At 36.8% G+C, this 22,056-nt stretch carries 29 protein-coding genes and 1 riboswitch; of the genes, 12 read left to right on the top strand and 17 right to left on the bottom strand.

All coding sequences use genetic code 11. From position 1 onward, the window contains the following. Positions 1-82: 82 nt before the first annotated feature. Positions 83-1,012, bottom strand: a complete 930-nt coding sequence (locus EV197_RS04080; protein ID WP_130285455.1) for a ketopantoate reductase family protein — start codon at positions 1,010-1,012, stop codon at positions 83-85. Between the two features lie 263 nt (positions 1,013-1,275). On the opposite strand from EV197_RS04080, the gene EV197_RS04075 reads away from it, so the two are divergent. From EV197_RS04075 to EV197_RS04045, 7 genes are all read left to right on the top strand, one after another. Beyond that, complete coding sequence (locus EV197_RS04075; protein WP_130285454.1) at positions 1,276-2,154, top strand: cell division protein FtsX; 879 nt, start codon at positions 1,276-1,278, stop codon at positions 2,152-2,154. Positions 2,155-2,157: 3 nt separating this feature from the next. Further along, complete coding sequence (locus EV197_RS04070; protein ID WP_130285453.1) at positions 2,158-2,541, top strand: hypothetical protein; 384 nt, start codon at positions 2,158-2,160, stop codon at positions 2,539-2,541. A gap of 4 nt (positions 2,542-2,545) precedes the next feature. Then, positions 2,546-2,812, top strand: coding sequence for a DUF3098 domain-containing protein (locus EV197_RS04065; RefSeq protein WP_130285452.1), 267 nt, complete (start codon positions 2,546-2,548; stop codon positions 2,810-2,812). A gap of 2 nt (positions 2,813-2,814) precedes the next feature. Continuing rightward, positions 2,815-3,480: a hypothetical protein gene (locus EV197_RS04060; RefSeq protein WP_130285451.1), complete on the top strand. Its 666-nt coding sequence runs from the start codon at positions 2,815-2,817 to the stop codon at positions 3,478-3,480. 63 nt (positions 3,481-3,543) lie between these two features. After that, positions 3,544-4,335 (top strand): undecaprenyl-diphosphate phosphatase, encoded by a 792-nt coding sequence (locus EV197_RS04055; RefSeq protein WP_130285450.1) that lies wholly within the window; start codon positions 3,544-3,546, stop codon positions 4,333-4,335. Positions 4,336-4,347: 12 nt separating this feature from the next. Next, positions 4,348-5,055, top strand: coding sequence for a tRNA pseudouridine(55) synthase TruB (gene truB, locus EV197_RS04050; protein WP_130285449.1), 708 nt, complete (start codon positions 4,348-4,350; stop codon positions 5,053-5,055). A gap of 62 nt (positions 5,056-5,117) precedes the next feature. Continuing rightward, the gene (locus EV197_RS04045) at positions 5,118-5,768 is read left to right on the top strand and encodes a hypothetical protein (RefSeq protein WP_165388998.1); all 651 of its coding nucleotides are present in this window, start codon (positions 5,118-5,120) and stop codon (positions 5,766-5,768) included. Between the two features lie 6 nt (positions 5,769-5,774). On the opposite strand, the gene EV197_RS04040 is transcribed toward EV197_RS04045, so the two are convergent. After that, on the bottom strand, positions 5,775-6,380 hold the full coding sequence (locus tag EV197_RS04040) for a thioredoxin family protein (protein WP_130285447.1): 606 nt from the start codon (positions 6,378-6,380) through the stop codon (positions 5,775-5,777). Between the two features lie 270 nt (positions 6,381-6,650). On the opposite strand from EV197_RS04040, the gene EV197_RS04035 reads away from it, so the two are divergent. After that, positions 6,651-7,610: an L-threonylcarbamoyladenylate synthase gene (locus EV197_RS04035; protein ID WP_130285446.1), complete on the top strand. Its 960-nt coding sequence runs from the start codon at positions 6,651-6,653 to the stop codon at positions 7,608-7,610. Between the two features lie 31 nt (positions 7,611-7,641). After that, complete coding sequence (locus tag EV197_RS04030) at positions 7,642-8,214, top strand: DNA-3-methyladenine glycosylase I (protein WP_130285445.1); 573 nt, start codon at positions 7,642-7,644, stop codon at positions 8,212-8,214. A gap of 1 nt (position 8,215) precedes the next feature. On the opposite strand, the gene upp is transcribed toward EV197_RS04030, so the two are convergent. The 4 genes from upp to EV197_RS04010 form a co-directional block, all read right to left on the bottom strand. Then, a complete protein-coding gene (upp, locus tag EV197_RS04025; RefSeq protein ID WP_130285444.1) occupies positions 8,216-8,866 on the bottom strand; it encodes a uracil phosphoribosyltransferase in 651 nt (216 codons plus the stop codon). A gap of 10 nt (positions 8,867-8,876) precedes the next feature. Beyond that, on the bottom strand, positions 8,877-9,515 hold the full coding sequence (aat, locus tag EV197_RS04020; RefSeq protein ID WP_130285443.1) for a leucyl/phenylalanyl-tRNA--protein transferase: 639 nt from the start codon (positions 9,513-9,515) through the stop codon (positions 8,877-8,879). Positions 9,516-9,721: 206 nt separating this feature from the next. Then, the gene (locus EV197_RS04015) at positions 9,722-10,096 is read right to left on the bottom strand and encodes a DUF3127 domain-containing protein (RefSeq protein WP_130285442.1); all 375 of its coding nucleotides are present in this window, start codon (positions 10,094-10,096) and stop codon (positions 9,722-9,724) included. A gap of 9 nt (positions 10,097-10,105) precedes the next feature. Next, positions 10,106-10,981 (bottom strand): flavin reductase family protein, encoded by an 876-nt coding sequence (locus EV197_RS04010; RefSeq protein ID WP_130285441.1) that lies wholly within the window; start codon positions 10,979-10,981, stop codon positions 10,106-10,108. Positions 10,982-11,122: 141 nt separating this feature from the next. Between EV197_RS04010 and EV197_RS04005 the strand changes: the two genes are divergently transcribed. Further along, positions 11,123-12,310, top strand: a complete 1,188-nt coding sequence (locus EV197_RS04005; RefSeq protein ID WP_130285440.1) for a sensor histidine kinase — start codon at positions 11,123-11,125, stop codon at positions 12,308-12,310. A 48-nt stretch (positions 12,311-12,358) separates the two neighbouring features. After that, positions 12,359-12,718, top strand: a complete 360-nt coding sequence (locus EV197_RS04000) for a hypothetical protein (protein WP_130285439.1) — start codon at positions 12,359-12,361, stop codon at positions 12,716-12,718. Here the strand turns inward: EV197_RS04000 and EV197_RS03995 are convergent. From EV197_RS03995 to greA, 3 genes are all read right to left on the bottom strand, one after another. After that, on the bottom strand, positions 12,715-13,131 hold the full coding sequence (locus EV197_RS03995; protein WP_130285438.1) for an acyl-CoA thioesterase: 417 nt from the start codon (positions 13,129-13,131) through the stop codon (positions 12,715-12,717). The two genes, EV197_RS04000 and EV197_RS03995, sit on opposite strands and share 4 nt — an antisense overlap. Before the next feature lie 4 nt (positions 13,132-13,135). Next, entirely contained in the window at positions 13,136-13,525 is a 390-nt protein-coding gene (locus EV197_RS03990; RefSeq protein ID WP_130285437.1) for an HIT family protein, read from the bottom strand. A 121-nt stretch (positions 13,526-13,646) separates the two neighbouring features. Beyond that, complete coding sequence (gene greA, locus EV197_RS03985; protein WP_130285436.1) at positions 13,647-14,123, bottom strand: transcription elongation factor GreA; 477 nt, start codon at positions 14,121-14,123, stop codon at positions 13,647-13,649. A gap of 129 nt (positions 14,124-14,252) precedes the next feature. Between greA and EV197_RS03980 the strand changes: the two genes are divergently transcribed. Continuing rightward, positions 14,253-14,681: a hypothetical protein gene (locus EV197_RS03980; RefSeq protein WP_130285435.1), complete on the top strand. Its 429-nt coding sequence runs from the start codon at positions 14,253-14,255 to the stop codon at positions 14,679-14,681. On the opposite strand, the gene moeB is transcribed toward EV197_RS03980, so the two are convergent. From moeB to thiS, 8 genes are all read right to left on the bottom strand, one after another. After that, entirely contained in the window at positions 14,678-15,745 is a 1,068-nt protein-coding gene (moeB, locus tag EV197_RS03975) for a molybdopterin-synthase adenylyltransferase MoeB (RefSeq protein ID WP_130285434.1), read from the bottom strand. The genes EV197_RS03980 and moeB overlap by 4 nt on opposite strands. 21 nt (positions 15,746-15,766) lie before the next feature. Next, a complete protein-coding gene (gene thiH / locus EV197_RS03970) occupies positions 15,767-16,879 on the bottom strand; it encodes a 2-iminoacetate synthase ThiH (RefSeq protein ID WP_130285433.1) in 1,113 nt (370 codons plus the stop codon). After that, positions 16,872-17,642, bottom strand: coding sequence for a thiazole synthase (locus tag EV197_RS03965; protein ID WP_130285432.1), 771 nt, complete (start codon positions 17,640-17,642; stop codon positions 16,872-16,874). Before EV197_RS03965 ends, thiH begins: the two co-directional genes overlap by 8 nt. Next, positions 17,617-18,279 carry a thiamine phosphate synthase gene (locus EV197_RS03960; RefSeq protein ID WP_130285431.1) on the bottom strand — a complete coding sequence of 221 codons (663 nt, stop codon included), beginning with the start codon at positions 18,277-18,279 and terminating at the stop codon, positions 17,617-17,619. Before EV197_RS03960 ends, EV197_RS03965 begins: the two co-directional genes overlap by 26 nt. A 9-nt stretch (positions 18,280-18,288) precedes the next feature. Further along, complete coding sequence (locus EV197_RS03955) at positions 18,289-19,050, bottom strand: hydroxymethylpyrimidine/phosphomethylpyrimidine kinase (RefSeq protein WP_130285430.1); 762 nt, start codon at positions 19,048-19,050, stop codon at positions 18,289-18,291. A 5-nt stretch (positions 19,051-19,055) separates the two neighbouring features. Then, positions 19,056-19,667 carry a thiamine phosphate synthase gene (locus EV197_RS03950; RefSeq protein ID WP_130285429.1) on the bottom strand — a complete coding sequence of 204 codons (612 nt, stop codon included), beginning with the start codon at positions 19,665-19,667 and terminating at the stop codon, positions 19,056-19,058. A 103-nt stretch (positions 19,668-19,770) separates the two neighbouring features. Then, entirely contained in the window at positions 19,771-21,627 is a 1,857-nt protein-coding gene (gene thiC / locus EV197_RS03945) for a phosphomethylpyrimidine synthase ThiC (RefSeq protein WP_130285428.1), read from the bottom strand. Between the two features lie 25 nt (positions 21,628-21,652). Further along, positions 21,653-21,853, bottom strand: a complete 201-nt coding sequence (gene thiS / locus EV197_RS03940; protein WP_130285427.1) for a sulfur carrier protein ThiS — start codon at positions 21,851-21,853, stop codon at positions 21,653-21,655. A 69-nt stretch (positions 21,854-21,922) separates the two neighbouring features. Beyond that, positions 21,923-22,019, bottom strand: a riboswitch (TPP riboswitch). Positions 22,020-22,056: the final 37 nt, after the last annotated feature.

The following is a 22,056-nucleotide window of genomic DNA, read 5'->3' as shown; positions in this document are numbered from 1 at the left end:
TTTTATATGAGTAAAATAAGGTATCCCACTTATTTTGACTGAATTCAAATATTATTAAACCAAATGAACCTTGACAATAATTTTACTTTGAATCTCTTGCTTTTCGTTCCATGGGCTGAAGACAGGCATACACAAACTCATTTACAGGAGTAGGGATGGCTAATTTTTTACCCTCTGCTACGATGTAGCCGTTAAAATTCTCTAGTTCTGAAGGACGGCCCTCCAAAATATCGCGTTGTGTAGAGGTGGTAGAGTCATAAGGTTGCTTACTTATAAAATTCAGAATGGTATCTACCGTATTAGGCTGTAACGGAATTTTCTTAGCTTTTGCTACCTTGTATATTTCTGTAGCTGTATCTCTAAGCATCTTTTGTAAGGACTCATCCTGATACAGCTCTCCGATGGTTGCTCTAGTCAATGCTCCTAATCCACTTAGGGTAGCGATGAACATAAACTTGTTCCATATCGCTACTTGAATATTCTCGGCAATCGTATTGGTAACTCCGGCTTTATCAAATATTGCTTTTATGTGTTGCAATCGGGCTGTTTTGGAATTGTCTAACTCTCCAAAAACTATCTCTGGCGGATATCCAAAATGATGAATCACCCCAGGAGCTTCTATTTTGCTATAGATCTTACACAGTCCTCCAAGCACGTGACTCGGATCAATAACATCACCTACGTTATCTGCATTGTCTGCTCCGTTTTGCAATGGAATGACAACCGTTTCTTTTTTTAATAATGGTTGCAATTGTGATGCCGCCTCAGTAACCTGCCAGGCTTTGGTGGATAGCAGTATTACATCTGCTTTACCAACTTTTGCAATTGCATCAGTCGCTGTAACGGAAGGCACGCTAAAATCGCCTTCTATACTCTTGACCTTTAGCCCGTTTTGTTGTAAAGCCTCTAAGTGTTTGCCTCTGGCGATAAAAGTTACTTGCTGCCCGGATTGAGCTATTTTACCACCAAAGTAGCCTCCAACTCCACCTGTCCCCATGATTACTGTGTGCATATGTGTGTCTTATTTATTATATTCTGAGTTGCGATAGGGATAGCAGCGGCATCCCCGAAGGGATATAGCGGATAGCCCGACCCCTTAGAACCATAAGGGGATCGCCCTAAAAAAATAATTTGTACGTATTGTCGTTATGACTAGTGATCTCAAAGTTAACCAAAACAACTCTTTTACCACAAGTTGCACAGCGAATAATTAAATGCAGCTACCCTTTAAAGTATGATGAAGTTTATTATTTTTACGGTCAAATTAATGAATTTATGAGTTCCTCCTTTGAAAAGTATCAAAAACGACGGCTAATATCGAGCTACTTCTCCGTAGTGATTAGTATTTCGTTAGTACTTTTTTTGTTGGGTTTATTAGGGTTGCTAGTATTAAATACCAAGAAGGTAGCTGATCATTTTAAGGAAAAAATTGCACTTACTATTTACCTAAAGGATACGGCGAAACTGGTAGAGATCAAACAATTGGAAAAAAGCCTTGCCCTGGCGGAATATACAAAGTCCACCGCGTTTATCTCCAAAGAAGAAGCGGCAGAGGCCTATAGTAAAGATATAGGAGAAAATTTTATGGAGTTTTTAGGCTACAATCCGTTACAAAACTCTATCGATGTTTACCTTAAGGCTGACTATGTGGATCAAGCAAAAATTGAAGAAATTACAGGTGATATTACCAATAAGAGCTTTGTGGATGAGGTGATTTATGACAAGCCGCTGATCTCGCTATTGAATGATAATATTAAGAAAATCAGCTTCTGGGTGTTGCTAATCAGTGGCATCTTTACTTTTATTGCCGTTTTATTGATTAATAGTTCGATCCGACTTTCGGTGTATTCCAAGCGTTTTATCATTAAAACCATGCAAATGGTTGGTGCTACCAAAGCCTTTATTCGCAGGCCATTTATTTGGAAAAGCATTAAATTAGGTATGGTTGGAGCTGTGGTAGCACTCATCGGAGTAGCAGTGGTATTGTATTACCTCAACGAGGCATTCCCAGAACTGCAATTGGTCAAAGATGAATTGTTATTAGCTATACTATTTGTAACTGTTTTTGGGATTGGGGTGGTAATCACCTGGATTAGTACGTTTTTTGCCACACAGCGCTTTTTGAATTTAAGAACAGACGAATTATACTACTAAAATATGGGTAAGATTGCTAAGATTTGGTTTGCCATAGTGGCGGTAATTTTTGTTGTAGTAATGGCTTTAGCGATACAAACCTTTAGACCAGTGCGTAATGTAACTTCAGAGGATATATTAAAAATTACAGGGACGGTTACTGATGTACAAGAAGGATCTGGTTTTGACATTGTCATAACTTTGCAAGATGATCCCCATTACTATTATATCAATAGAGGTTTACAATTGGGGCTTTCTGTGCAGGAACTACAAGATCAAATCCAAAATAAAACGGTTACATTGTATCCTGTTAAAAGATGGACTATATTTACCACCGATGGTAATATGGGTCATATTGCAAAATTGACGTATAAAGACAAGACGCTCTTTAACGAAATAAAAGAATAAAACTATGGGCGAAGCAAAAAATAAAAAAAACATACACCAACCTGACTTTGTATTTAAAAAGCAAAATTATGTAATGATGGCTATTGGAATTGCTGTAATTACACTCGGCTTTGTATTAATGTCTGGAGGCGGTAGTGACGATCCTAATGTTTTTAATCCAGATATCTATAATTTTAGACGTATCCGTCTTGCTCCTATAGTGGTATTAATTGGATTTGGTATTGAAGTCTATGCGATCTTACTGGATCCTGAAAAGAAGAAAAAGAAGTAAGATTGAGTGAGCATATTACTAAGAAGGATGTCCTGAAGCACATCCATACTTATAAAAAAAATACGTTTTTAACCCATCTTTGGTACTCTAGCAAGAAACCATTCACAGGACACATTGACGAAACTAATAATCTGATATACATCTGGTTTTCCAGCTTTTGGGCAAGAAGAGTATATCCTGTTTTTAAATTAAGATTTGATGATGAAAATAATCTTACAAAGATTGAACCTAGTATAAATAAATTTGGTAAAGCATTAGGATATTTCTTAATCGCTGGGTACCTATTACCGCTTTTCTTGATGTTGTATGATGCCAAAATAACGCATTCTTTAATATCCTTTTTAATAGTTTGGTCTCTTTGCTTTATTATAATTATTTTTCTCCCTAGAAGTATCTATTCCTTTGAAGCCAAGATAGCATATCAAAAATTATGTTATGTCATCGGTATCAATGAAGAGCCCATAACAAAAAAACCAAAGGGGTTTTCAATTTTAAGAATAATTACAAGAATTGTCTTTTATCCTCTCTCCATATTTCTAATTTACCTGGGCTTAACTATATTTTTCGCAGCTGAAGCATTTCTATATGGTACAATTATCTTTCTGATTGGATTTTCTTATTTGATATCAGACATCCTATTAATAATCAAACCTAAGAAAAAGAAGTAATCTCCTCATTAATTTATAGGTAATTTTATATTTGCATCAAATTTTGATAATCCACTACGAATTATGGAAGTCATTGATGCAATTATTTTAGGTATTGTTCAAGGTTTAACCGAGTTTTTACCGGTATCCTCTAGCGGTCATTTAGAGCTAGGTAAGGCTATTCTGGGTGATCAAAGCGTGCCTGAAGAATCATTACTGTTTACGGTTGTACTTCATTTTGCTACTGCACTGAGTACCATTGTAGTTTTTAGAAAAGATATCTTTTGGATTCTACAAGGGCTATTTCAGTTTAAAAACAATGAACAGACACGCTTTTCTATTAAAATCATTATTTCGATGATCCCTGCTGTTATCGTCGGCTTATTCTTTGAAGAACAACTAGAACAACTTTTTGGTGGTAATGTACTATTTGTGGGTTGTATGTTATTGATCACAGCAGTGCTACTATTTTTGGCTGACAAAGCCAAAAACACACTAAAACCCGTAAGTTACTCCAACGCATTTGTGATTGGTGTAGCGCAAGCCATCGCTATGCTTCCTGGAATATCAAGAAGTGGAGCTACCATATCCACCTCAGTTTTGTTAGGTAATGACAAAACAAAGGCCGCACGATTCTCTTTCTTAATGGTTATTCCTTTAATCTTTGGAAAAATAGCTAAAGACCTGTTGAGTGGTGAGCTTACCTTTGCTACCGAACAAAGTATGAGCATTGGTGTTGGTTTTATCGCTGCTTTTATCTCAGGTTTATTTGCCTGTACCTGGATGATTTCCTTAGTAAAAAAGAGTAAATTAAGTTATTTTGCTTTATATTGTATAGTCGTTGGCTTGATCGCCATCGGTTTTGGATTGACTTAAACGACCCCTTCAATGTTAACCGAACAAGATTTTAAAGACGGTCAACTTATTTTGATCGATAAACCACTGCACTGGACTTCTTTTCAGGTAGTTAATAAGCTTCGTTGGTTAATTCGCAAAAACTTTAAGATTAAAAAAATAAAAGTCGGGCATGCGGGTACTTTAGATCCATTAGCTACCGGACTTCTATTAATTTGTACGGGTAAGTTTACCAAAAAAATAGAATCGCTTCAAGGACAGGTAAAAGAATACACTGGTGTGATTACATTGGGTGCTACTACTCCCTCCTATGATCTTGAAACCGAGATAGATCAAACCTTTTCGTTGGATACTATTACCGAAGAAGCAATACGAAAAACTACACACCAATTTATTGGCAGCATACAACAACAACCACCGGTCTTTTCTGCTTTAAAAAAAGAGGGCAAACGATTATATGAGTATGCAAGAGAAGGCGTAGAAGTTGATATCCCTACGAGAACCGTGGAGATTAGCGAGTTTGAAATTACAAAAATATCTCTTCCTGAAGTTCATTTTAGAGTAGTTTGTAGCAAAGGAACCTATATCCGATCTTTAGCTCACGATTTTGGTAAAGCCTTAGATAACGGAGGGCACCTAACAGCGCTAAGAAGGACAAAAATTGGAGATTATCGAGTTGAAAATGGAATATCTGTAGTAGATTTTGAGCACCAAATACAACATAAAGTCAACGTTCCATAAAATATTATGGAACAAATGTAGTTATTGAGTACGTAATGGAGTTTATAGAGAAACATAAAGCATTGATTATCACTCTCATGTTAATGGGTATCTTTATCATGGGGTTGTATAACATCAATATGATCAACAAGAAAAAAGAGCAGGCAGAAATCTTAATGGAGATCCCCGAAGAAATGTTGCAAGAATTGGTTGAAGAAGAAGAACCAGAAGAGGAAGATCCATTAGAAGACCGTAAACTGTTAGCCTCTGAACGAACCCATAAAGCCTTTAATGAAGATTTTGAAAGCCATGATGATTTTGAAGAGCGCTTAAAATCCTTAACTGAAAGTCCAGAGACAGAAACTGAAGATTCGCCGGAAGAAGAAGTTGAGGATGCTATAGAAACTCAAAAACCTTTAGAAAAAGTTGAAGAAGAGGTAAAACCCAACAGCTCCTATAGCTCATCCAGCTGGAGCTTAAAGGGAAGAAAGCTAATGGGGAAAATACCAAACCCTGTATACACCTGTAACGGTAGTGGTAAAGTAGTCGTAAAGATTGAAGTGAATAGCAACGGTTACGTTGTTGACACCAAAATTGATAAGCGAAAGTCCTCTACCCGTAATGAGTGTTTATTTGATAATGCAATGGCTTACGCTCGAGAAGCATTATTTTCTAAGTCTTCTATTGAAGAACAGGAAGGAACTATTACTTATTTTTTCAATTACAGTGAGTAAAACATATCAGATCAATTTTGCTAAATCCTCGGCAATATTTTTACCTTTATTTCTGTTGTACCACATTTGTAATTCTTGTTTAAAAACAGGATCTAAACTACCATGTTCTGCTTTATAAGCCTCTACAAGTTGAGTGGCTTCTGACGGACGCGGACCCCAGGTTGCTAATACTTCTTTTGAATCTGTAGCATAACTGATTAGTTTTGGTATGGATTTAGCACCATTAGTCAAGAAAAGATGCATCAAATCTTCATTGTCATCTCGTAGTACTAACCGTAGTTCAATCCCTGGATTTAGCGCTGCAATTTTATGGATAATCGGCAGTGCGTGCGCAGCATCCCCACACCAACCCTCGGTGATGACCAACCAGGTAATATTTAGCTTGGCTTGCGTTGCCTTTTCAATAATCGCTTTATCAATAGTAACTGTTTTATCCCATCGCTTCATTCTACGTTCGTTCAACACACTATAGTTATACAAATCCTCAGTTTGGACGTGGCCAGTCGATTTTCCTTCGGCCAATAAGTTTTTGATCAATTCTTTATATTCGTCATAGGTGTAAGAATGTTGTAACGCTTTTTCGATTACTTCAATTTTTCTGTCTGATGCCATGGTCCATCTTTTTTGTTTTTGTAAGACGCAATTTTATGAGCATACTTACTTGGATACTGAATTACCATCCATTTTAACCAATACTAAGACTAAGTTAAGCATCTCGTCAGATAGATAAAGGGTTTAAGACTAGATTATTTTGGATTATACGTTTTAAGATATATGAAATGAAGGCATTTTTTAACTGTTATATTATTCATAAATTAAAAACTATACCGTATAGATAGTATCTTTGCCTTGATTATAGCACTGTATAAAGTGTCAGATATTATGATAACAACAGATATAACAATTGCTAAAAACGCCTTACAAGAAGGACAACTTATCGCATTACCAACAGAAACGGTATATGGGTTAGCCGGGAATGCCTATAAGGAAGAAGTTGTAAAAAAGATTTTTGAATTAAAAAAACGTCCTTTATTTAACCCATTGATTGTTCATATCAAATCTGCTGATTTTTTAACTGAAGTTGCACAAGATATTCCGGAATCCGCTTTTAAACTAGCTAAAGCATTTTGGCCGGGACCGTTGACGATGGTGTTAAAAAAGAAAACACACATTTCTGATACCGTAACCGCAGGCAAAGATACAGTAGCTGTAAGGGTTCCTAATCATCCTATCGCATTACAGCTGTTAGATCAACTTGATTTTCCGTTAGCAGCGCCTAGTGCAAATCCTTTTGGCTCTATTAGTCCTACAACAGCAACCCACGTTGACCATTACTTTAGTAAAGATCTAGCGGTTATTTTAGACGGTGGTAATTGCCAAAAAGGTATCGAATCCACTATTGTTGGTTTTAGCAATGATGAACCCATACTCTATCGATTAGGGTCACTCTCTGTTGAGCAAATTGAAGAAAAAATTGGCCCGATTAAACAACTTACAAAAAATAAAGACAACAACCCGGTAGCGCCGGGCATGTTGTTACGCCATTATGCTCCGAATACGCCAACATACCTAACTGTTGATGTGGATGAACTTCTTAAAACGTTTTCTAATCGAAAAGTAGGCATTTTGAGCTTTCAAAAGACTGTGCTTAACATACCTGTAACCCAGCAAGAAATACTTTCTCCTACAGGAGATTTTGAAGAAGCAGCTAAAAATCTTTACGCAGCTATGCACCGTCTTGATCGTTTAGGCTTAGACCTTATCATTGCTGAAAAGTTACCAGATATTGGACTGGGTCGAACCATAAATGACAAGTTACAGCGTGCCACCGAAAAAGAATAGGATATAGGAACACAACTTAAATCGAAAACTAATGAGTAAACACAAATGTGGTTGGTGTCTCGGAGATGCGCTATACGAAGCCTATCATGATCAAGAATGGGGTGTGCCACTACACGACGATAAAGATTTATTCGAATTTTTACTTTTAGAAAGCTTCCAGGCTGGATTAAGCTGGATTACAATTTTAAAAAAAAGAGAGAATTTTAGAATTGCTTTTGATGGATTTGACTACCATCGTATTGCTAAATACGATCAAAATAAAATTGACTCCCTACTGCAAGATTCAGGGATTATACGTCATAAATTAAAAATAAAAGCAGCGGTGACTAATGCTCAGCTTTTTATCGACATTCAAAGAGAGTTCGGCAGTTTTGATCAATACATATGGAAATTTGTTGATGGACAACCGATTGTAAATAGTTGGCAAAGCTATAAAGATAATCCCGCAACCACAGCGACATCAGATGCGATTAGTAAAGACTTAAAGAAACGTGGATTTAAGTTTGTTGGATCTACCATTATCTATGCATTTATGCAAGCAATAGGAATGGTCAACGATCACCAAATTGATTGTTTTAGGTATACCGAAGTACAAAAATTGTAAGTTATAATTTTTGACCAAAAGATAAATCACCTGCATCTCCTAAGCCCGGTACTATATACTTATGATCATTTAATTCGGGATCAATAGTAGCGATCCATAAATGTGCATCTTTTGGTAAAAATTGTGCGATGTAATCCACTCCTTCTTGTGAGCCAATAACCGCCACTACATGAATTTGTTTCGCCGTTCCTCTTTCCTTTAATACTTGGTAGGTGTTTTCAATAGTTTTTCCGGTAGCTAGCATGGGGTCAGCCATAATCAATACTTTATCCGTTATCGTTGGAGCTGCCAGGTATTTAACTTCTATGTCAAACTCAGTATCCGTGGTGTGTTTTCTAAAGGCTGATATAAAGGCATTTTCGCTATCATCAAAATAATGCAGAAGACCATTATGTAAAGGCAAGCCTGCTCTTAGAATCGAGCATATAACTAGTGAGTCTTGTACTTTTTTCGAAGAAGCTACCCCTAAAGGTGTTGTAACATCTATCTCTTGATACTCTAAATGCTTGCTTAACTCATAACCCAAAACTTCACCAATACGCTCAATATTTCTTCTGAACCGCATGCTATCCTTTTGGATATTGATATCTCTAAGTTGTGCAATAAAATGATGAACAATCGAATTCTGGTTGCTTAAATTATGAATTTTCATACGGCGTTTGTTATTTCAAAAAGCTTAAAAATTGATTCCGTGATATCTCCTTTGCCCCTAAACTTGCTAAATGATCGGTATACACCTGGCAATCTACAAGTTTTAGACCTTGAGACTTTAAATGACGAATTAATGAAATAAATCCCACTTTTGAAGCATTGCTTACTTTAGCAAACATGCTCTCACCGCAAAATACGCCTTTTTCCTTTAGCCAAACTCCATAAAGACCACCAACTAACATTTCGTCTTGCCATACTTCAGTTGACATCGCTATACCCTTTTCGTGCAAGGCAGTGTAGGCTTCTTTCATTTCATCCGTAATCCAAGTACCTTGCTGACCTGGACGCATAATAGACGAGCAGTTTTGTATTACACTTGTAAATTGTGTATTAAAGGTAACTTGAAACAAGTTTTTTCGCAATACTTGTTTCATACTTTTGCTCACTTTGAGCTCATCAGGAAACAGTACCATTCGAGGATCTGGGGAAAACCAAAGTATAGGCTGACCTTCATTATACCAGGGAAAAATTCCATGATTATACGCATACAGCAATCGCTCAGTAGAGAGGTCTCCACCAATAGCCAATAAACCATCTTGATCAGCATAAGTTACCGGTGGAAAATCGATATGTGTACCTAAAAAAAACAATATAAAATGCAGCTTGATCTACAACGTTAAATATCAATTAGTTGTTTGATATAAACAAAAAAATCGCAATATTTGTTAAGACCTTTTAAGATAAATTTTGTTCATCATTGCTTTTTTTGAGTTTTTTTAAGAGGTTCATTTTAACCATTATATGAAAAGTCCGATACTGCGTATCGGACTTTTATCTTTTAAAAACCTGTATTTGATTAAAACGGCAGGTCGTCGTGATCTTCTTCTGTGAAATCATTCGCAGGCTCAAAAGCATCTGCAGGAGGCATCGGAGCACCTGAAGTAGGAGCAGCCGCTTGTAAATTTTCAATTCTCCAACCCTGAATAGAATTAAAATATTTTGTTTCGCCTTGTGGATTTACCCACTCTCTTCCTCTAAGATTAATGCTTATTTTCACATTTTGACCGGGCTGAAAATTGTTTAATAAATCGGTCTTATCCTGTATGAACTCTACTAAAATATGTTGCGGGTATTGTTCTTCTGTAGTTACTACAATCTCTCTCTTTCTAAAACCATTGTTGCCAAAGGTTTGTGTTTCACCTATCATTTTGATTTTGCCTTGTACTTCCATCTTAATGTATTACGTTTTTGCTACTAAAATTTTCCAAGCAGTATCTATCTCATCTTTATCTAGGTACTGCTGTGCAAATCTATGAATTTCCTCTGGGTTTGCTTGATCAATATACGTTTTTATATCTTCATTTTTATCAACAAACTGTTGTGCTTCATCTTTTTGAGGTATCATTTCGATATTACCTAGCTTCCCTAAATCATTCCCTGTAAAGATAGTGCTAAGTCGAATTGCCTCTGGCAACATGTCAACACCAATACCTTTCGTTTTGAGCGGTTTAGGAACTTCAAACATTCCCTGGTTAGCTCGACTATACCAATTGCCACCCATACGGGCTACCTGATCTATTTTGGCTTGATCGATACTACCATTTGCATCTAATATTGCTTCGTTTACATGCATTAAAACTACTTCGCATATCACCAGATTACCGGCACCTCCTTCCTCGCCTAAGGGTACTACTTCATTAACTTTACATTCTAGTTGCACTGGGGATTCGGCTACTCTAAAGGGTTTGACCTTTTCCGATGGCAGCATCGTTAAACCAGCCTTTGTAAATTCATTGACACCCTGATCATATTCCGTACTGGACAACGACATTTGTTGTACGATATCGTAATTAACGATATTGATGACCACTTCCTTGGTTTCCATAACATTTTCTAGTGTGTGTTTTGTTGTATTATCACGTACCCTACGTGCAGGAGAAAAAATAACAATTGGAGGGTTTGCACTAAAAACATTAAAAAAACTATAGGGAGAAAGATTAGGGTTACCTTTTTTATCTACCGTACTTGCAAAAGCAATTGGTCGCGGTCCAATTGCTCCTAACAACATACCGTGTAGTTTTGGAGTTACCGTATTTTCAGGGTCTATTTTTATCATAATTGCTGTATCTTATCCACAAAGATAGTCAAAGTTTAAAGCTCAAAAAATTAAGTTATTTAACACGAAGTGCGTATTTTTAAACAATAAATAAAAAGATGTGCGTTTACCTCTAAACCAGCAATCTTGTAATTTAGCTATATGAATTTTACAGATGAACGTAATTTTGCCAGTTATTTTATAATCTTAGCTGCCTTAGTAATTACGGGACTTGTTTTGTGGAATACTTCATTGTTTTTACAGCGCCTTAAAGAAGACGAAAGAGTAAAAATGCAAACCTGGGCACAATCCTATCGCGCACTAAATAGCGGTACACAAGATGATTACCTAGATCTTTCCATCCTTATAAGTGCATCTAACCAAACCATACCCATCATAATAACCGATGCTAATAACCAATTTATAAGAGATAGTTTAGGTAATATAGATGCGTCTAACATCTCTAACATTTCAGAAAGCGTTATCAAGGATGAAGAGAATCTAAAAGCGTATTTGACAGAAATTCAATCTGAAAATGACCCCATAATATTGGATTTAAAAGGTACCATTCAACACCTTAACTACGGAAACTCTGGTATTCTCAAAAAATTAACCTATTATCCAATCGCTATAGTTCTTATCATATTTTTACTGATTGGTGTGATCTATTTTTTCTTTACCACCTCTAAAGTAAGTGAACAAAATAAATTATGGGCAGGTATGGCTAAAGAAACCGCTCATCAAATAGGAACGCCATTATCCTCACTGGTAGGGTGGAACGAAATTTTAAAAGCAGAGAATGTTAATCCAGAGTATCTGGAAGAAATCGAAAAAGATATTGAACGGTTAAAAGTAATTACTGAGCGTTTTTCGAAAATAGGTTCGATACCCAATTTGGAAGACACAGATATCGTTAAAGAAACAAAGAACGCATACGCTTACTTACAATCCAGAAGTTCAAAGTTAATCAACTTTTCACTCAACCTCCCAGACAAACCTATTTTTGTAAGTCTAAACTCTCAATTATACAGTTGGACTATTGAAAATCTGGTGAAAAATGCCATCGATGCTATGAAAGGGAAAGGAGATCTAAGTATCCAATTGACTGAAGATTCTAAACGCGTTTTTATCAATATTAAAGACACAGGTAAAGGAATCCCGAAATCGAGATTTGCTAAAATTTTTGAACCCGGATATACTTCTAAAAGTAGAGGTTGGGGTCTTGGCCTTTCCTTAGCAAAGCGAATTATTGAAGAATATCATATGGGAAAAATTAAGGTATTAAAGTCAGAATTAGGCAAAGGGACTGTTTTTCAAATCACCTTACGTAAATCTGGTGTATCTGTATAACAATCGGAGGGAAGTTTCGTTATAAATACAAAACCAAACTTATTCTTTGTGAAAACTGAATATACCATCCTTAAAAAAGCAAACCTGAATAACAATTGCCCAGTATGTTTTAACACCGATGGTTTGATCATTTCTTTCAAGCAAAAAGAACTAAAAACAGCCTTATTCAAAAGGAACGCAAAGGACGTTGAAGATAAGATTGAATGTTTAAAATGCAAGTCTCATATTTACCCTGCATTATGGACTAAAGATATAGAAATGGTTTATGATTATCACCGAAAAACCGTTACTCCAACAGCAAGCAAGGTGAGGTTTACGCCCCTATTTTATACCCTTGTAATTATTTTATTTATAATCGTTGCGGCAACAATTATTTATTTAAAAAATCCCGAGATATTAAACAGCTAAACATATTTAGCCATTTCATTTCTAATATCCTCTGGTATAGGAAAGGTTTTATCGATATTAAAATCAAAACAAACCGCAACATCCTGTCCCTCAGCACACAGTACTCCGTCATCATTATAGAGTTGATGAAGAAGTCCAAAGCTTGAATTTTTGGTATAGGCTACTTTTGTTTTGATCGTAACATTACCGGGAAAAAATAGCGGATGTTTAAAATCACACTTTGTAGAAACCAACATGGGTCCTTTTTTAGTAGTATTATACAATTCTTGTAACCCACTTACTTGCCAAAATTGAACACGAGCGCTCTGCATGTATTTCATAAAATTAATATTGTTGACATGCTGATAGGTGTCCATTTCACTCCAATCGATCCGTAACGTCAATGATAACTTGTATTCCTCGCTATTACTCATCAACTTAAAGATTTGAAGCAACTTTTGCGGCGAGATCTTCAAATTGCTGTTGGGTCAAAGAGACTTTATGCTGAAATGTCATTTCCTTCATATCATTCAATGGTATTAAATGTACGTGAACGTGTGGCACTTCTAATCCCACGACAGCGACGCCTACTCTTTTGCATTCAACTGAGCGCTCCAGTGCCTTTGCAACTTTTCTTGAAAAAGCCATCAAGCCCATATAAGTCTCTTCGTCCAGGTCAAAGATTTTGTTTACTTCTTTTTTCGGTATACATAGTGTATGTCCTTTTGCATTAGGATTTATATCTAAGAATGCATAGAAGTTTTCATCCTCTGCAATTTTATAAGAAGGTATTTCTCCTTTGACAATTTTTGTAAATAGAGTAGCCATTACTTGGTTTTAGTCGGTTATTAGATTTCGAAAGATACTTTATTTTACCAAAAAGTAAAAAAACAAAAGACCCTTTTCTGGTAAGCAAAAAAGGGTCTTCTACTTAATTTTGGATACGGTATCAATCTCTGGAAATTTCTACAATATCAAATTTCATAATTCCATTAGGTACTTGAATTTCGGCAGTATCACCTACTTTTTTTCCTAGCAAACCTTTACCAATAGGAGAGTCTACAGAAATTTTTCCTGTTTTTAAGTCCGCTTCACTCTGTGCAACCAACTTATAGGTCATCTCAGCACCATTGGTTTGATTCTTTATTTTTACGCTAGAGTGTACTAATACTTTAGAAGTATCTAATTGAGATTCATCAATCAATCTGGCATTGGATAAAGTTTCTTCTAACTTAGAAATCTTCATTTCTAAAAGCCCCTGCGCCTCCTTTGCAGCATCATACTCAGCATTTTCACTCAAATCTCCTTTATCACGTGCCTCTGCAATTGCTTGAGAAGCTTTTGGTCGTTCCACATCTTTAAGATGATTTAACTCTTCTCTTAATTTTTTTAGCCCTTCTGCAGTATAATAAGATACTTTGCTCATAACTTCATCGTTTATATAAATACAAAAAATCCCACCTAGATGGGACTTTACCGATAACAAATATAAGAAAAAAATAAAGTCATTTATATTTTTACGTAATTTGCTTTTTAAATATTAACCCTTGTTTTGATGAAATATATTCTTTCTATAATATCCTTATTACTATTTATTTCTTGCGCCGATGATGATCGTATACAAAATCCCTATTTGCCAAACGTGGCTGTTAATTTTCAGGTAAATTTAAATCTTCCACAATTCAACGAATTAGATTTTCCCGGCGGTAGTGCTGTTTTGAGAAGGGAAGACACGGGTATTTATGGAACTTATATACGCAATATTGACAATACTACCTTTGTAGCTTTTGAGCTTACGGATCCTAATCACAAAATACAAGCATGCTCCTCACTAAACGTGGCGAACGAAAAGGCAACTTGTGGGTGTTCTGATGCAAATAGTTACAATTTAATTTTTGGGCAACCTGAAGATTCTTCATTACCATATAGTCTTAAAGCCTATCGCGTTCAAAAACAAGGAAATATATTAACCATTACTAATTAATAAGAAGCCAAACCTCCTATGAGGTTTAATACCTCTATATCTGGTAATTTACTTTGTAAGAGCTGTATTGCCTTTTTACTGCGAACTCCAGATTGGCAGCAGACCACTACGGGTAATTTTGTATTTATTTCAGTATACCTTTGTTCTAATTCAGCAAGCGGAATATGGACACCTCCAATATTAAACTGCTGAAACTCTTGCTCTGTTCGGACATCCAAAACAGTGTACTTTTGAGGATTGGATTTAAATTCTTCCGTTGAAATTTCTGTTATTGCATCTTTGTTCTCAACAATACCGCAAAAAACATCATAATCCTCTTCTAGTTTAGTGATTTTAATATTTTCGTTCTTAGCAAATTTTACAATTTGTTGGTTCATGGTAAGTGCATCAAAATATAAGAGCGCTCCGTTAAGAATATCCCCAACCCCGGTGATCAATTTAATAGCCTCATTCGCTTGTAAGGCACCTATGATACCAGGCAGCACTCCAATTACACCAACTTCAGCGCAATTAGGTACCTCATATGGACCAGGTGGCTCAGGAAAAAGACATCGATACGTAGGACCATTATTGTAATTAAATACAGAGACTTGCCCCTGAAATTTAAATATGGATCCAAAAACCAACGGTTTATTTGTCAGAACACAGGTATCATTAACCAAGTACCGTGTTGAAAAATTATCACTGCCATCTACAATAAGGTCGTACGCGGCAAATAATTTTTCTGCATTATCTCGGTCTAACTTATAATTATGTACTTTAAAATTTACAAAGGGATTAAGTGCCGCAAGTCTACTAGCTGCTCGCTCTGCCTTTGACTTACCAATGTCTGCTATGGTATACAACACTTGTCGTTGAAGATTGGATTGATCTACTACGTCAAAATCTACAATCCCAATGGTCCCAACACCGGCAGCGGTAAGATACTGTAATACCGGGCATCCGAGCCCACCAGCTCCAACAACTAATACCTTGGCTGACTTCAACTTTTCTTGTCCTACTTGTCCAAATTCTTCAAGGATGATGTGTCTATGGTATTGTTTTTTTTCTTCTTGACTAAGCATAGTTACACAAAGATATGACTTTTAACACCAGGTTTTATCCCAATCCTTCCAGACCACGTCTAATCCTCTTTCTTGTAGCATTTCAGTGATTTGTTCGGTAGATCGTTCATCACTGATTTCAAATTGTTCCAAGGATGAGGTTTCCACCACATACCCTCCTGGGTTTGTTTTAGAGGCTGCACTCATTGAAGTAATTCCTAAATTAACAATATTGTTCCTAAAAGTTTCAGTCTCTCTGGTAGATATGGAAAGTTCCACATCTTCATCCAATAATCGATAAGCACTTATTAGTTGCACTAGATCACTGTCCGTCATTTCAACTTTAGGTTCCAGCCCTCCACTATGCGGTCTTAGCCTGGGGAAGGATATTGCATATTTTGTTTTCCAATAGGTCTTTTGCAGATATCTAAGGTGCAAGGCTGTAAAGAAGCTGTCTGTCCTCCAATCCTCCAGACCAAATAATGCTCCGATACCAATTTTATGTATACCTGCCCTACCCAATCGATCTGGTGTTGTTAACCGATATTCGAAATTTGATTTTCTTCCCTTGGGATGATGTTTTTTATAGGCTTGTCTATGATAAGTTTCTTGGTACACCAAAACTGCGTATAATCCCTTAGCTTTTAAGAATTCATAATCAGATTGATCCATAGGTTGAACCTCCATACTAATATTTGCAAATTTATCTCTTATAATGTCAATGGCATTACCAATATAATCAACACCAACAATTTTATTCGCTTCTCCTGTGACCAATAAAATATGATCAAAGCCTTTACTTTTTAGATAATCAGCTTCTTGTTGTATTTCTTCGTCTATTAATGTCCTTCTTCTTATTTTGTTAGTCATACTAAAACCGCAATACGTACAAATATTTTGGCATTCATTGCTCAAATACAAAGGTGCAAACATCTGCATCGTATTGCCAAATCGCTTTTTGGTAAGCTCAGCACTTTTTTGCGCCATTTGCTCTATAAACGGTTTAGCTGCAGGAGAAATTAATGCTTTAAAATCGTCGAGTGTTCTTTTGTCTTTTTGTAAAGCGTAGATGACATCTTCAGCTGTTTTAGCATAGATGTCTTTCTGCATACTATCCCAATGATAATTTTCAATAATTTTTGTAAAACTACTCATGTAAAAAACTTGTTAATGGGCTACTCGCCTGAGCCATCTGTTGAATTGGAGCCAGTTTTGCATTATACGCCATTCTACCTGCTTTCACTGCCAGTTTAAATGCTTCAGCCATTGCTACAGGGTTTTGTGAAACAGCAATAGCGGTATTTACCAAAACTGCATCTGCTCCTAATTCCATAGCAAGAGCCGCGTGTGATGGACTCCCTATACCAGCATCAACGATTACGGGAACATTGCTCTGAGTGATAATAATTTCTAAAAAATCTAGGGTTTTTAAACCTTTATTACTACCAATAGGGGCTCCTAAAGGCATAACGCACTGCACGCCTACTTCTTCTAATCGCTTGCATAAAACAGGGTCCGCGTGGATATAGGGCATGACCACAAAACCTTGTTTGACTAATTCCTCGGCTGCCTTTAAAGTTTCTATAGGATCCGGAAGTAAATATTTAGGATCTGGATGTACCTCTAGTTTTATCCAGTTTGTCTCTAAAGCTTCTCTAGCTAACTGCGCAGCAAATACCGCTTCCTTAGCATCTCTAACGCCCGATGTATTTGGTAGTAAATTGATGCGGCTATGAGTCAAATGACGTAAAATATCATCTTCTTCATTATCTAGTTCTACTCTTTTTAAAGCTACTGTTACCAATTCACTCTCTGATGAAAGCAAGGCTTCTTCCATCACTTTTGAAGAACTGAACTTTCCTGTACCTGTGAATAGTCTTGAACTAAACTCCTTATCTGCTATTTGTAACGTATCCATGTTGTGTTGTCTTAATGATTGAACGTATCTGAGTTACGGTTTCTTTAAGATCAGGGTTGTTTGATAACAACCCAGACACTGCGATACCGTCTACTCCAACGTTTATGAGTTTTCTTATGTCTTTTGCTGTAATACCACCGATTGCTATGACCGGAATTTGTTGATTGATTTTGCTAACCGCTTCTACAATCTCTTTATAACCAGATAAGCCTAAAATTGGACTTAATTGCTGTTTTGTTTTAGTGAACTTATAAGGTCCTAATCCAATATAATCCACTCCATTTTTTACCTGAAGCAAACAATCCTGAATCGTATTTGCCGTGCCCCCAATAATGCTTCTGTGTCCTAAAATTGCTCTAGCATCTCTTGGATTCATATCATTTAATCCTAAATGAACTCCATCAGCATTGGACTGCTTGGCGATACTTACATTATCATTAATAATGCATAAAGCACCGTAAGCAGTACATATTTTTTTGCATTCGATTGCGGTTTGCAGATAAGTTTCGAAATCTACATTTTTGAGCCTTAATTGCACCCATTTAATTCCAGCATCACACACCTTCTTGATGTTATCCAAATGCTCTTCGGCAGTAGTTCCTTGAGAGATGTATTGTATTTTTACGTATTCCTTCATAATATCATTTTAATAATACGCCAGCAATGACGTATTAGAAATTAACCGTTGTTCGGTAAATCGTTTAGCCATGGTACAAGCTTCTAGTAGCGGTAAGCCTTTTCCGAGATATGCTGCTATAGCAGAAGAAAGTATACATCCACTGCCGTGCTTTGCTGTAGCATTAGATATTTCAGATTTTAGGGTGAACACATCAATTGATTTGGTATACAATTCGTCTTTACCTTTTTCTTCTGTTCGATGCCCTCCTTTTAATAATACATTCGTGCTTTGTTGTATGGCTAAAGTTGCCTCCTCAATACTTTTTTTAGGATAGAGCCTTTGAATTTCTAAATAATTAGGAGTTAACAGGTAGACTTTGTTTAGGATTTCTTCAAATACGTCTATACTCCTGTTTCCATTAACCGAAGATGTCTCAAAACTATAGCCAGCGGTAGCACTTAGCACTGGATCTAAGACAATTTTAATCTGATGATTATAATCGTATAGAATATCTATAATCTTACTTAGCGTTAGCCAGTCTTTTACAATACCAATCTTAACGATTTCAAAAGGAAAACGCTTCATAAGCACTACCAATTGTTCTTTAATCACTTCGATTGGGGTCCAGTAACATTTCATAAACGTTTTGTCGTTTTGAATCGTATTGGCTGTAGCCACTGCTAAACCCATACACTTCAATGCTTCAAAGGTTTTTATATCTGCTAATACCCCAGCACCCCCTGAGGGATCAAATCCTGCAATGGTTAATATGTAAGGTCGTTTATCCATACTTGCTATGTGATTGCATTTTGAAAAATAGCATCGTAGCTGCTTTTGATTGCTTTAAAACTCTCTAAAGGCTTAGTTGTATTCCATACACCGCCTAACACACCTACTCCCTGATACCCCAAATCATATGTTGCTTGTAAAGTATCTTGATTAATGCCCCCCATACCAATTACATATTCGTCAACTCCGTTAACATCAAAATTTTTACCCTTATACCCCAATTTAGAAATAGAGCTGAAGACAGGGCTTAGTAGCACATATTCAAATAACCCGCCACAGTCTTTTATTTCTTCTACGGTGTGAAATGAGCTAGAAACCTTATAACCACTCTTTTCATTAATTGCTAAAAAATTTTCTAAGTTACGTTTAAGGTCGCGCCTTGCTTTTTCTTGTAAATGCATTCCTCTTAAATCATAGGCATTTACTAAATCGTGATACTCGTGAAGCATTATTTTTTTATAATGTTGTGGCTCTATTTGATCTAACAACTTACTGTATTCACTTTTTGTAAACTGCGGCTTGCGCAAGTGTAACCTGTGAAGACCTGCTTCAAATAACTGATTAATTAAAGCAGCTTCGTTTACTATTTCTTTTTCGGAAGTAAGTACAATCAACATTATTTATTATTTACTTATCATTTATTTTTAGCCCCGATTGCAGCGGCATCCTTTTTAGGGTGCAAAACCCTAAAAAGATATAGCGTAAAGCGGGAAACAGCTCCTATAAATACACTTCGCTGCCTTTGTCTTTGAACTCCTGTGCTTTTTCTTTCATTCCTGCTTCGAGCACTTGTTGCTCATCTAGCTCTTTCTTTGCGGCATAATCTCTTACCTCTTGTGAAATCTTCATGGAGCAAAATTTAGGACCACACATACTACAGAAGTGTGCAATTTTTGCTCCCTCTGCCGGCAGGGTTTCATCATGGTATGACCTTGCCAGTTCTGGATCTAGGGATAGGTTGAACTGATCCTCCCATCGAAACTCAAACCGTGCTTTGCTTAAGGCGTCATCCCTATGCTGTGCCCCCGGATGACCTTTAGCCAAATCAGCGGCGTGTGCAGCCAACTTGTAGGTAATCACTCCGGTACGCACATCTTCTTTGTTGGGTAAACCAAGGTGTTCCTTAGGAGTTACATAACACAACATTGAAGTTCCATACCAACCTATCATTGCTGCACCAATCCCTGACGTAATATGGTCATATCCCGGTGCTATATCTGTAGTTAATGGCCCCAAAGTATAGAATGGTGCTTCGCCACAGGCAGCTAACTGCTTGTCCATATTGGCTTTGATCATATGCATAGGGACGTGTCCTGGACCTTCTATAAAAGTTTGTACATCGTGTTTCCAAGCGATTTTGGTTAGCTCGCCCAGCGTTTCTAATTCTGCGAATTGGGCTTCGTCATTGGCGTCGGCAATACTACCTGGACGTAACCCATCTCCCAACGAAAATGCTACATCATAGGTTTTCATAATCTCACAGATCTCTTCGAAGTGGGTGTATAAAAAGCTTTCTTTATGATGTGCCAAACACCACTTTGCCATAATGGATCCTCCACGAGACACGATACCTGTAACTCGTTTGGCGGTCATAGGTACATAAGCCAATCGCACCCCGGCGTGAATTGTAAAATAATCCACCCCCTGCTCTGCTTGCTCAATCAAGGTGTCTTTATAGATCTCCCACGTGAGGTCTTCGGCTTTTCCGTTTACCTTTTCTAAGGCTTGATATATAGGTACTGTGCCAACTGGTACTGGAGAATTTCGAATAATCCACTCTCGTGTTTCATGGATATTCTTACCTGTAGAAAGGTCCATAATATTATCTGCTCCCCACCTACAAGCCCAAACTGCTTTTTCTACCTCTTCCTCAATACTTGACGTGGTTGCGGAGTTACCTATATTAGCATTGATTTTTACTAAAAAATTTCTTCCCAAAATCATAGGTTCACTCTCTGGGTGATTGATATTGGAAGGGATTACTGCTCTACCTCTTGCGATCTCTTCTCTTACAAACTCAGGAGTAATCACATCCGGTATGCTGGCGCCAAAATCTTGTCCCGGATGTTGTTTTGCTATTCGTTTGGCTTCTTGTATTTTTTGATTTTCGCGTATGGCCACATATTCCATCTCTGGAGTAATAATTCCCTGTTTGGCATAATACATCTGACTTACATTTTTGCCAGGTTTTGCCTTTCTGGGTTTACGAATATGATTGAATCTTAAATGGTCTAAGCTTTGATCATTCAATCTTTGGTTACAGTAGTTAGAGGAGAACTCAGTTAACTCTTCCGTATCCTGGCGATCGATTATCCATTGCTCTCTAATGCGTTCAATACCCTGATGTACATCAATTTCTTTATGAGGATCGGTGTACGGACCACTAGTATCATATACCGTTACTGGTTGATTAGGTGTTTTTTTACCGCTGAACGAATCTACGGTATCGCTAAGCGTAATCTCGCGCATAGCCACGTTAATGTCTTTGTGGATTTCTCCCTGTACATAAATCTTCTTTGAGTTAGGGAAAGGTTTTGTAGTTATTACTTCTTTATTAGGAATGCTGTCTTTTCTCATAGTGTTATCTATTACTTCTTTTTTATTAGCCTCCTTGGGTAGCTTTAATAATCGTTACTTGATCATATTCATTAAATACGACATCAGACCACTGATCTCTGGATACTATTTGATGATTAATGGCAACAGCAATCCCTTTTGAAGAAATTTTATATTCCTCAAGAATTTGCTGCAAAGAGGTTACCGATGAAATTGTTATTGGATTTGAATTTAAGTTTATGATCATGGTGTTCTTACTATCATCATAAACTTTAGAGGTAAGAATACTACCTAAAGAGAAGTAAATACGCTACTTAGCGCAGTACTAACTTTTCCCTTCGCCGGTATTATCCGGATCAGGTTCAAAGGGTATTTCTCAGACTCCATAATAGGAGACACCCCTAAAGTTTATGTTATAAAAATACAAAAACTAGATGTGCTGACCATCTA

It is taken from the genome of Aquimarina brevivitae (genome assembly GCF_004216895.1).
Lineage (GTDB): Bacteria > Bacteroidota > Bacteroidia > Flavobacteriales > Flavobacteriaceae > Aquimarina > Aquimarina brevivitae.
Note: the sequence above shows the minus strand (reverse complement) of the source record. Positions and strands in the feature narration are given on the sequence as shown.

Bases quoted from the DNA above. Each gene is read 5' to 3' on its own strand.
- EV197_RS04055 (WP_130285450.1), top strand. From the start codon at position 3,544: ATGGAAGTCATTGATGCAATTATTTTAGGTATTGTTCAAGGTTTAACC.
- EV197_RS03995 (WP_130285438.1), bottom strand. From the start codon at position 13,131: ATGAGTAATAGCGAGGAATACAAGTTATCATTGACGTTACGGATCGAT.
- thiC (WP_130285428.1), bottom strand. From the start codon at position 21,627: ATGAGAAAAGACAGCATTCCTAATAAAGAAGTAATAACTACAAAACCT.
- EV197_RS03950 (WP_130285429.1), bottom strand. From the start codon at position 19,667: ATGTTGATTGTACTTACTTCCGAAAAAGAAATAGTAAACGAAGCTGCT.
- moeB (WP_130285434.1), bottom strand. From the start codon at position 15,745: ATGCTTAGTCAAGAAGAAAAAAAACAATACCATAGACACATCATCCTT.
- upp (WP_130285444.1), bottom strand. From the start codon at position 8,866: ATGAAAATTCATAATTTAAGCAACCAGAATTCGATTGTTCATCATTTT.
- EV197_RS04010 (WP_130285441.1), bottom strand. From the start codon at position 10,981: ATGATAAAAATAGACCCTGAAAATACGGTAACTCCAAAACTACACGGT.
- EV197_RS04035 (WP_130285446.1), top strand. From the start codon at position 6,651: ATGATAACAACAGATATAACAATTGCTAAAAACGCCTTACAAGAAGGA.
- EV197_RS04075 (WP_130285454.1), top strand. From the start codon at position 1,276: ATGAGTTCCTCCTTTGAAAAGTATCAAAAACGACGGCTAATATCGAGC.
- thiS (WP_130285427.1), bottom strand. From the start codon at position 21,853: ATGATCATAAACTTAAATTCAAATCCAATAACAATTTCATCGGTAACC.
- EV197_RS04080 (WP_130285455.1), bottom strand. From the start codon at position 1,012: ATGCACACAGTAATCATGGGGACAGGTGGAGTTGGAGGCTACTTTGGT.
- thiH (WP_130285433.1), bottom strand. From the start codon at position 16,879: ATGAGTAGTTTTACAAAAATTATTGAAAATTATCATTGGGATAGTATG.
- EV197_RS04070 (WP_130285453.1), top strand. From the start codon at position 2,158: ATGGGTAAGATTGCTAAGATTTGGTTTGCCATAGTGGCGGTAATTTTT.
- EV197_RS04040 (WP_130285447.1), bottom strand. From the start codon at position 6,380: ATGGCATCAGACAGAAAAATTGAAGTAATCGAAAAAGCGTTACAACAT.
- EV197_RS03990 (WP_130285437.1), bottom strand. From the start codon at position 13,525: ATGGCTACTCTATTTACAAAAATTGTCAAAGGAGAAATACCTTCTTAT.
- greA (WP_130285436.1), bottom strand. From the start codon at position 14,123: ATGAGCAAAGTATCTTATTATACTGCAGAAGGGCTAAAAAAATTAAGA.
- EV197_RS04015 (WP_130285442.1), bottom strand. From the start codon at position 10,096: ATGGAAGTACAAGGCAAAATCAAAATGATAGGTGAAACACAAACCTTT.
- truB (WP_130285449.1), top strand. From the start codon at position 4,348: ATGTTAACCGAACAAGATTTTAAAGACGGTCAACTTATTTTGATCGAT.
- EV197_RS04005 (WP_130285440.1), top strand. From the start codon at position 11,123: ATGAATTTTACAGATGAACGTAATTTTGCCAGTTATTTTATAATCTTA.
- EV197_RS03980 (WP_130285435.1), top strand. From the start codon at position 14,253: ATGAAATATATTCTTTCTATAATATCCTTATTACTATTTATTTCTTGC.
- EV197_RS04065 (WP_130285452.1), top strand. From the start codon at position 2,546: ATGGGCGAAGCAAAAAATAAAAAAAACATACACCAACCTGACTTTGTA.
- EV197_RS03955 (WP_130285430.1), bottom strand. From the start codon at position 19,050: ATGGATAAACGACCTTACATATTAACCATTGCAGGATTTGATCCCTCA.
- EV197_RS04030 (WP_130285445.1), top strand. From the start codon at position 7,642: ATGAGTAAACACAAATGTGGTTGGTGTCTCGGAGATGCGCTATACGAA.
- EV197_RS03965 (WP_130285432.1), bottom strand. From the start codon at position 17,642: ATGGATACGTTACAAATAGCAGATAAGGAGTTTAGTTCAAGACTATTC.
- EV197_RS03960 (WP_130285431.1), bottom strand. From the start codon at position 18,279: ATGAAGGAATACGTAAAAATACAATACATCTCTCAAGGAACTACTGCC.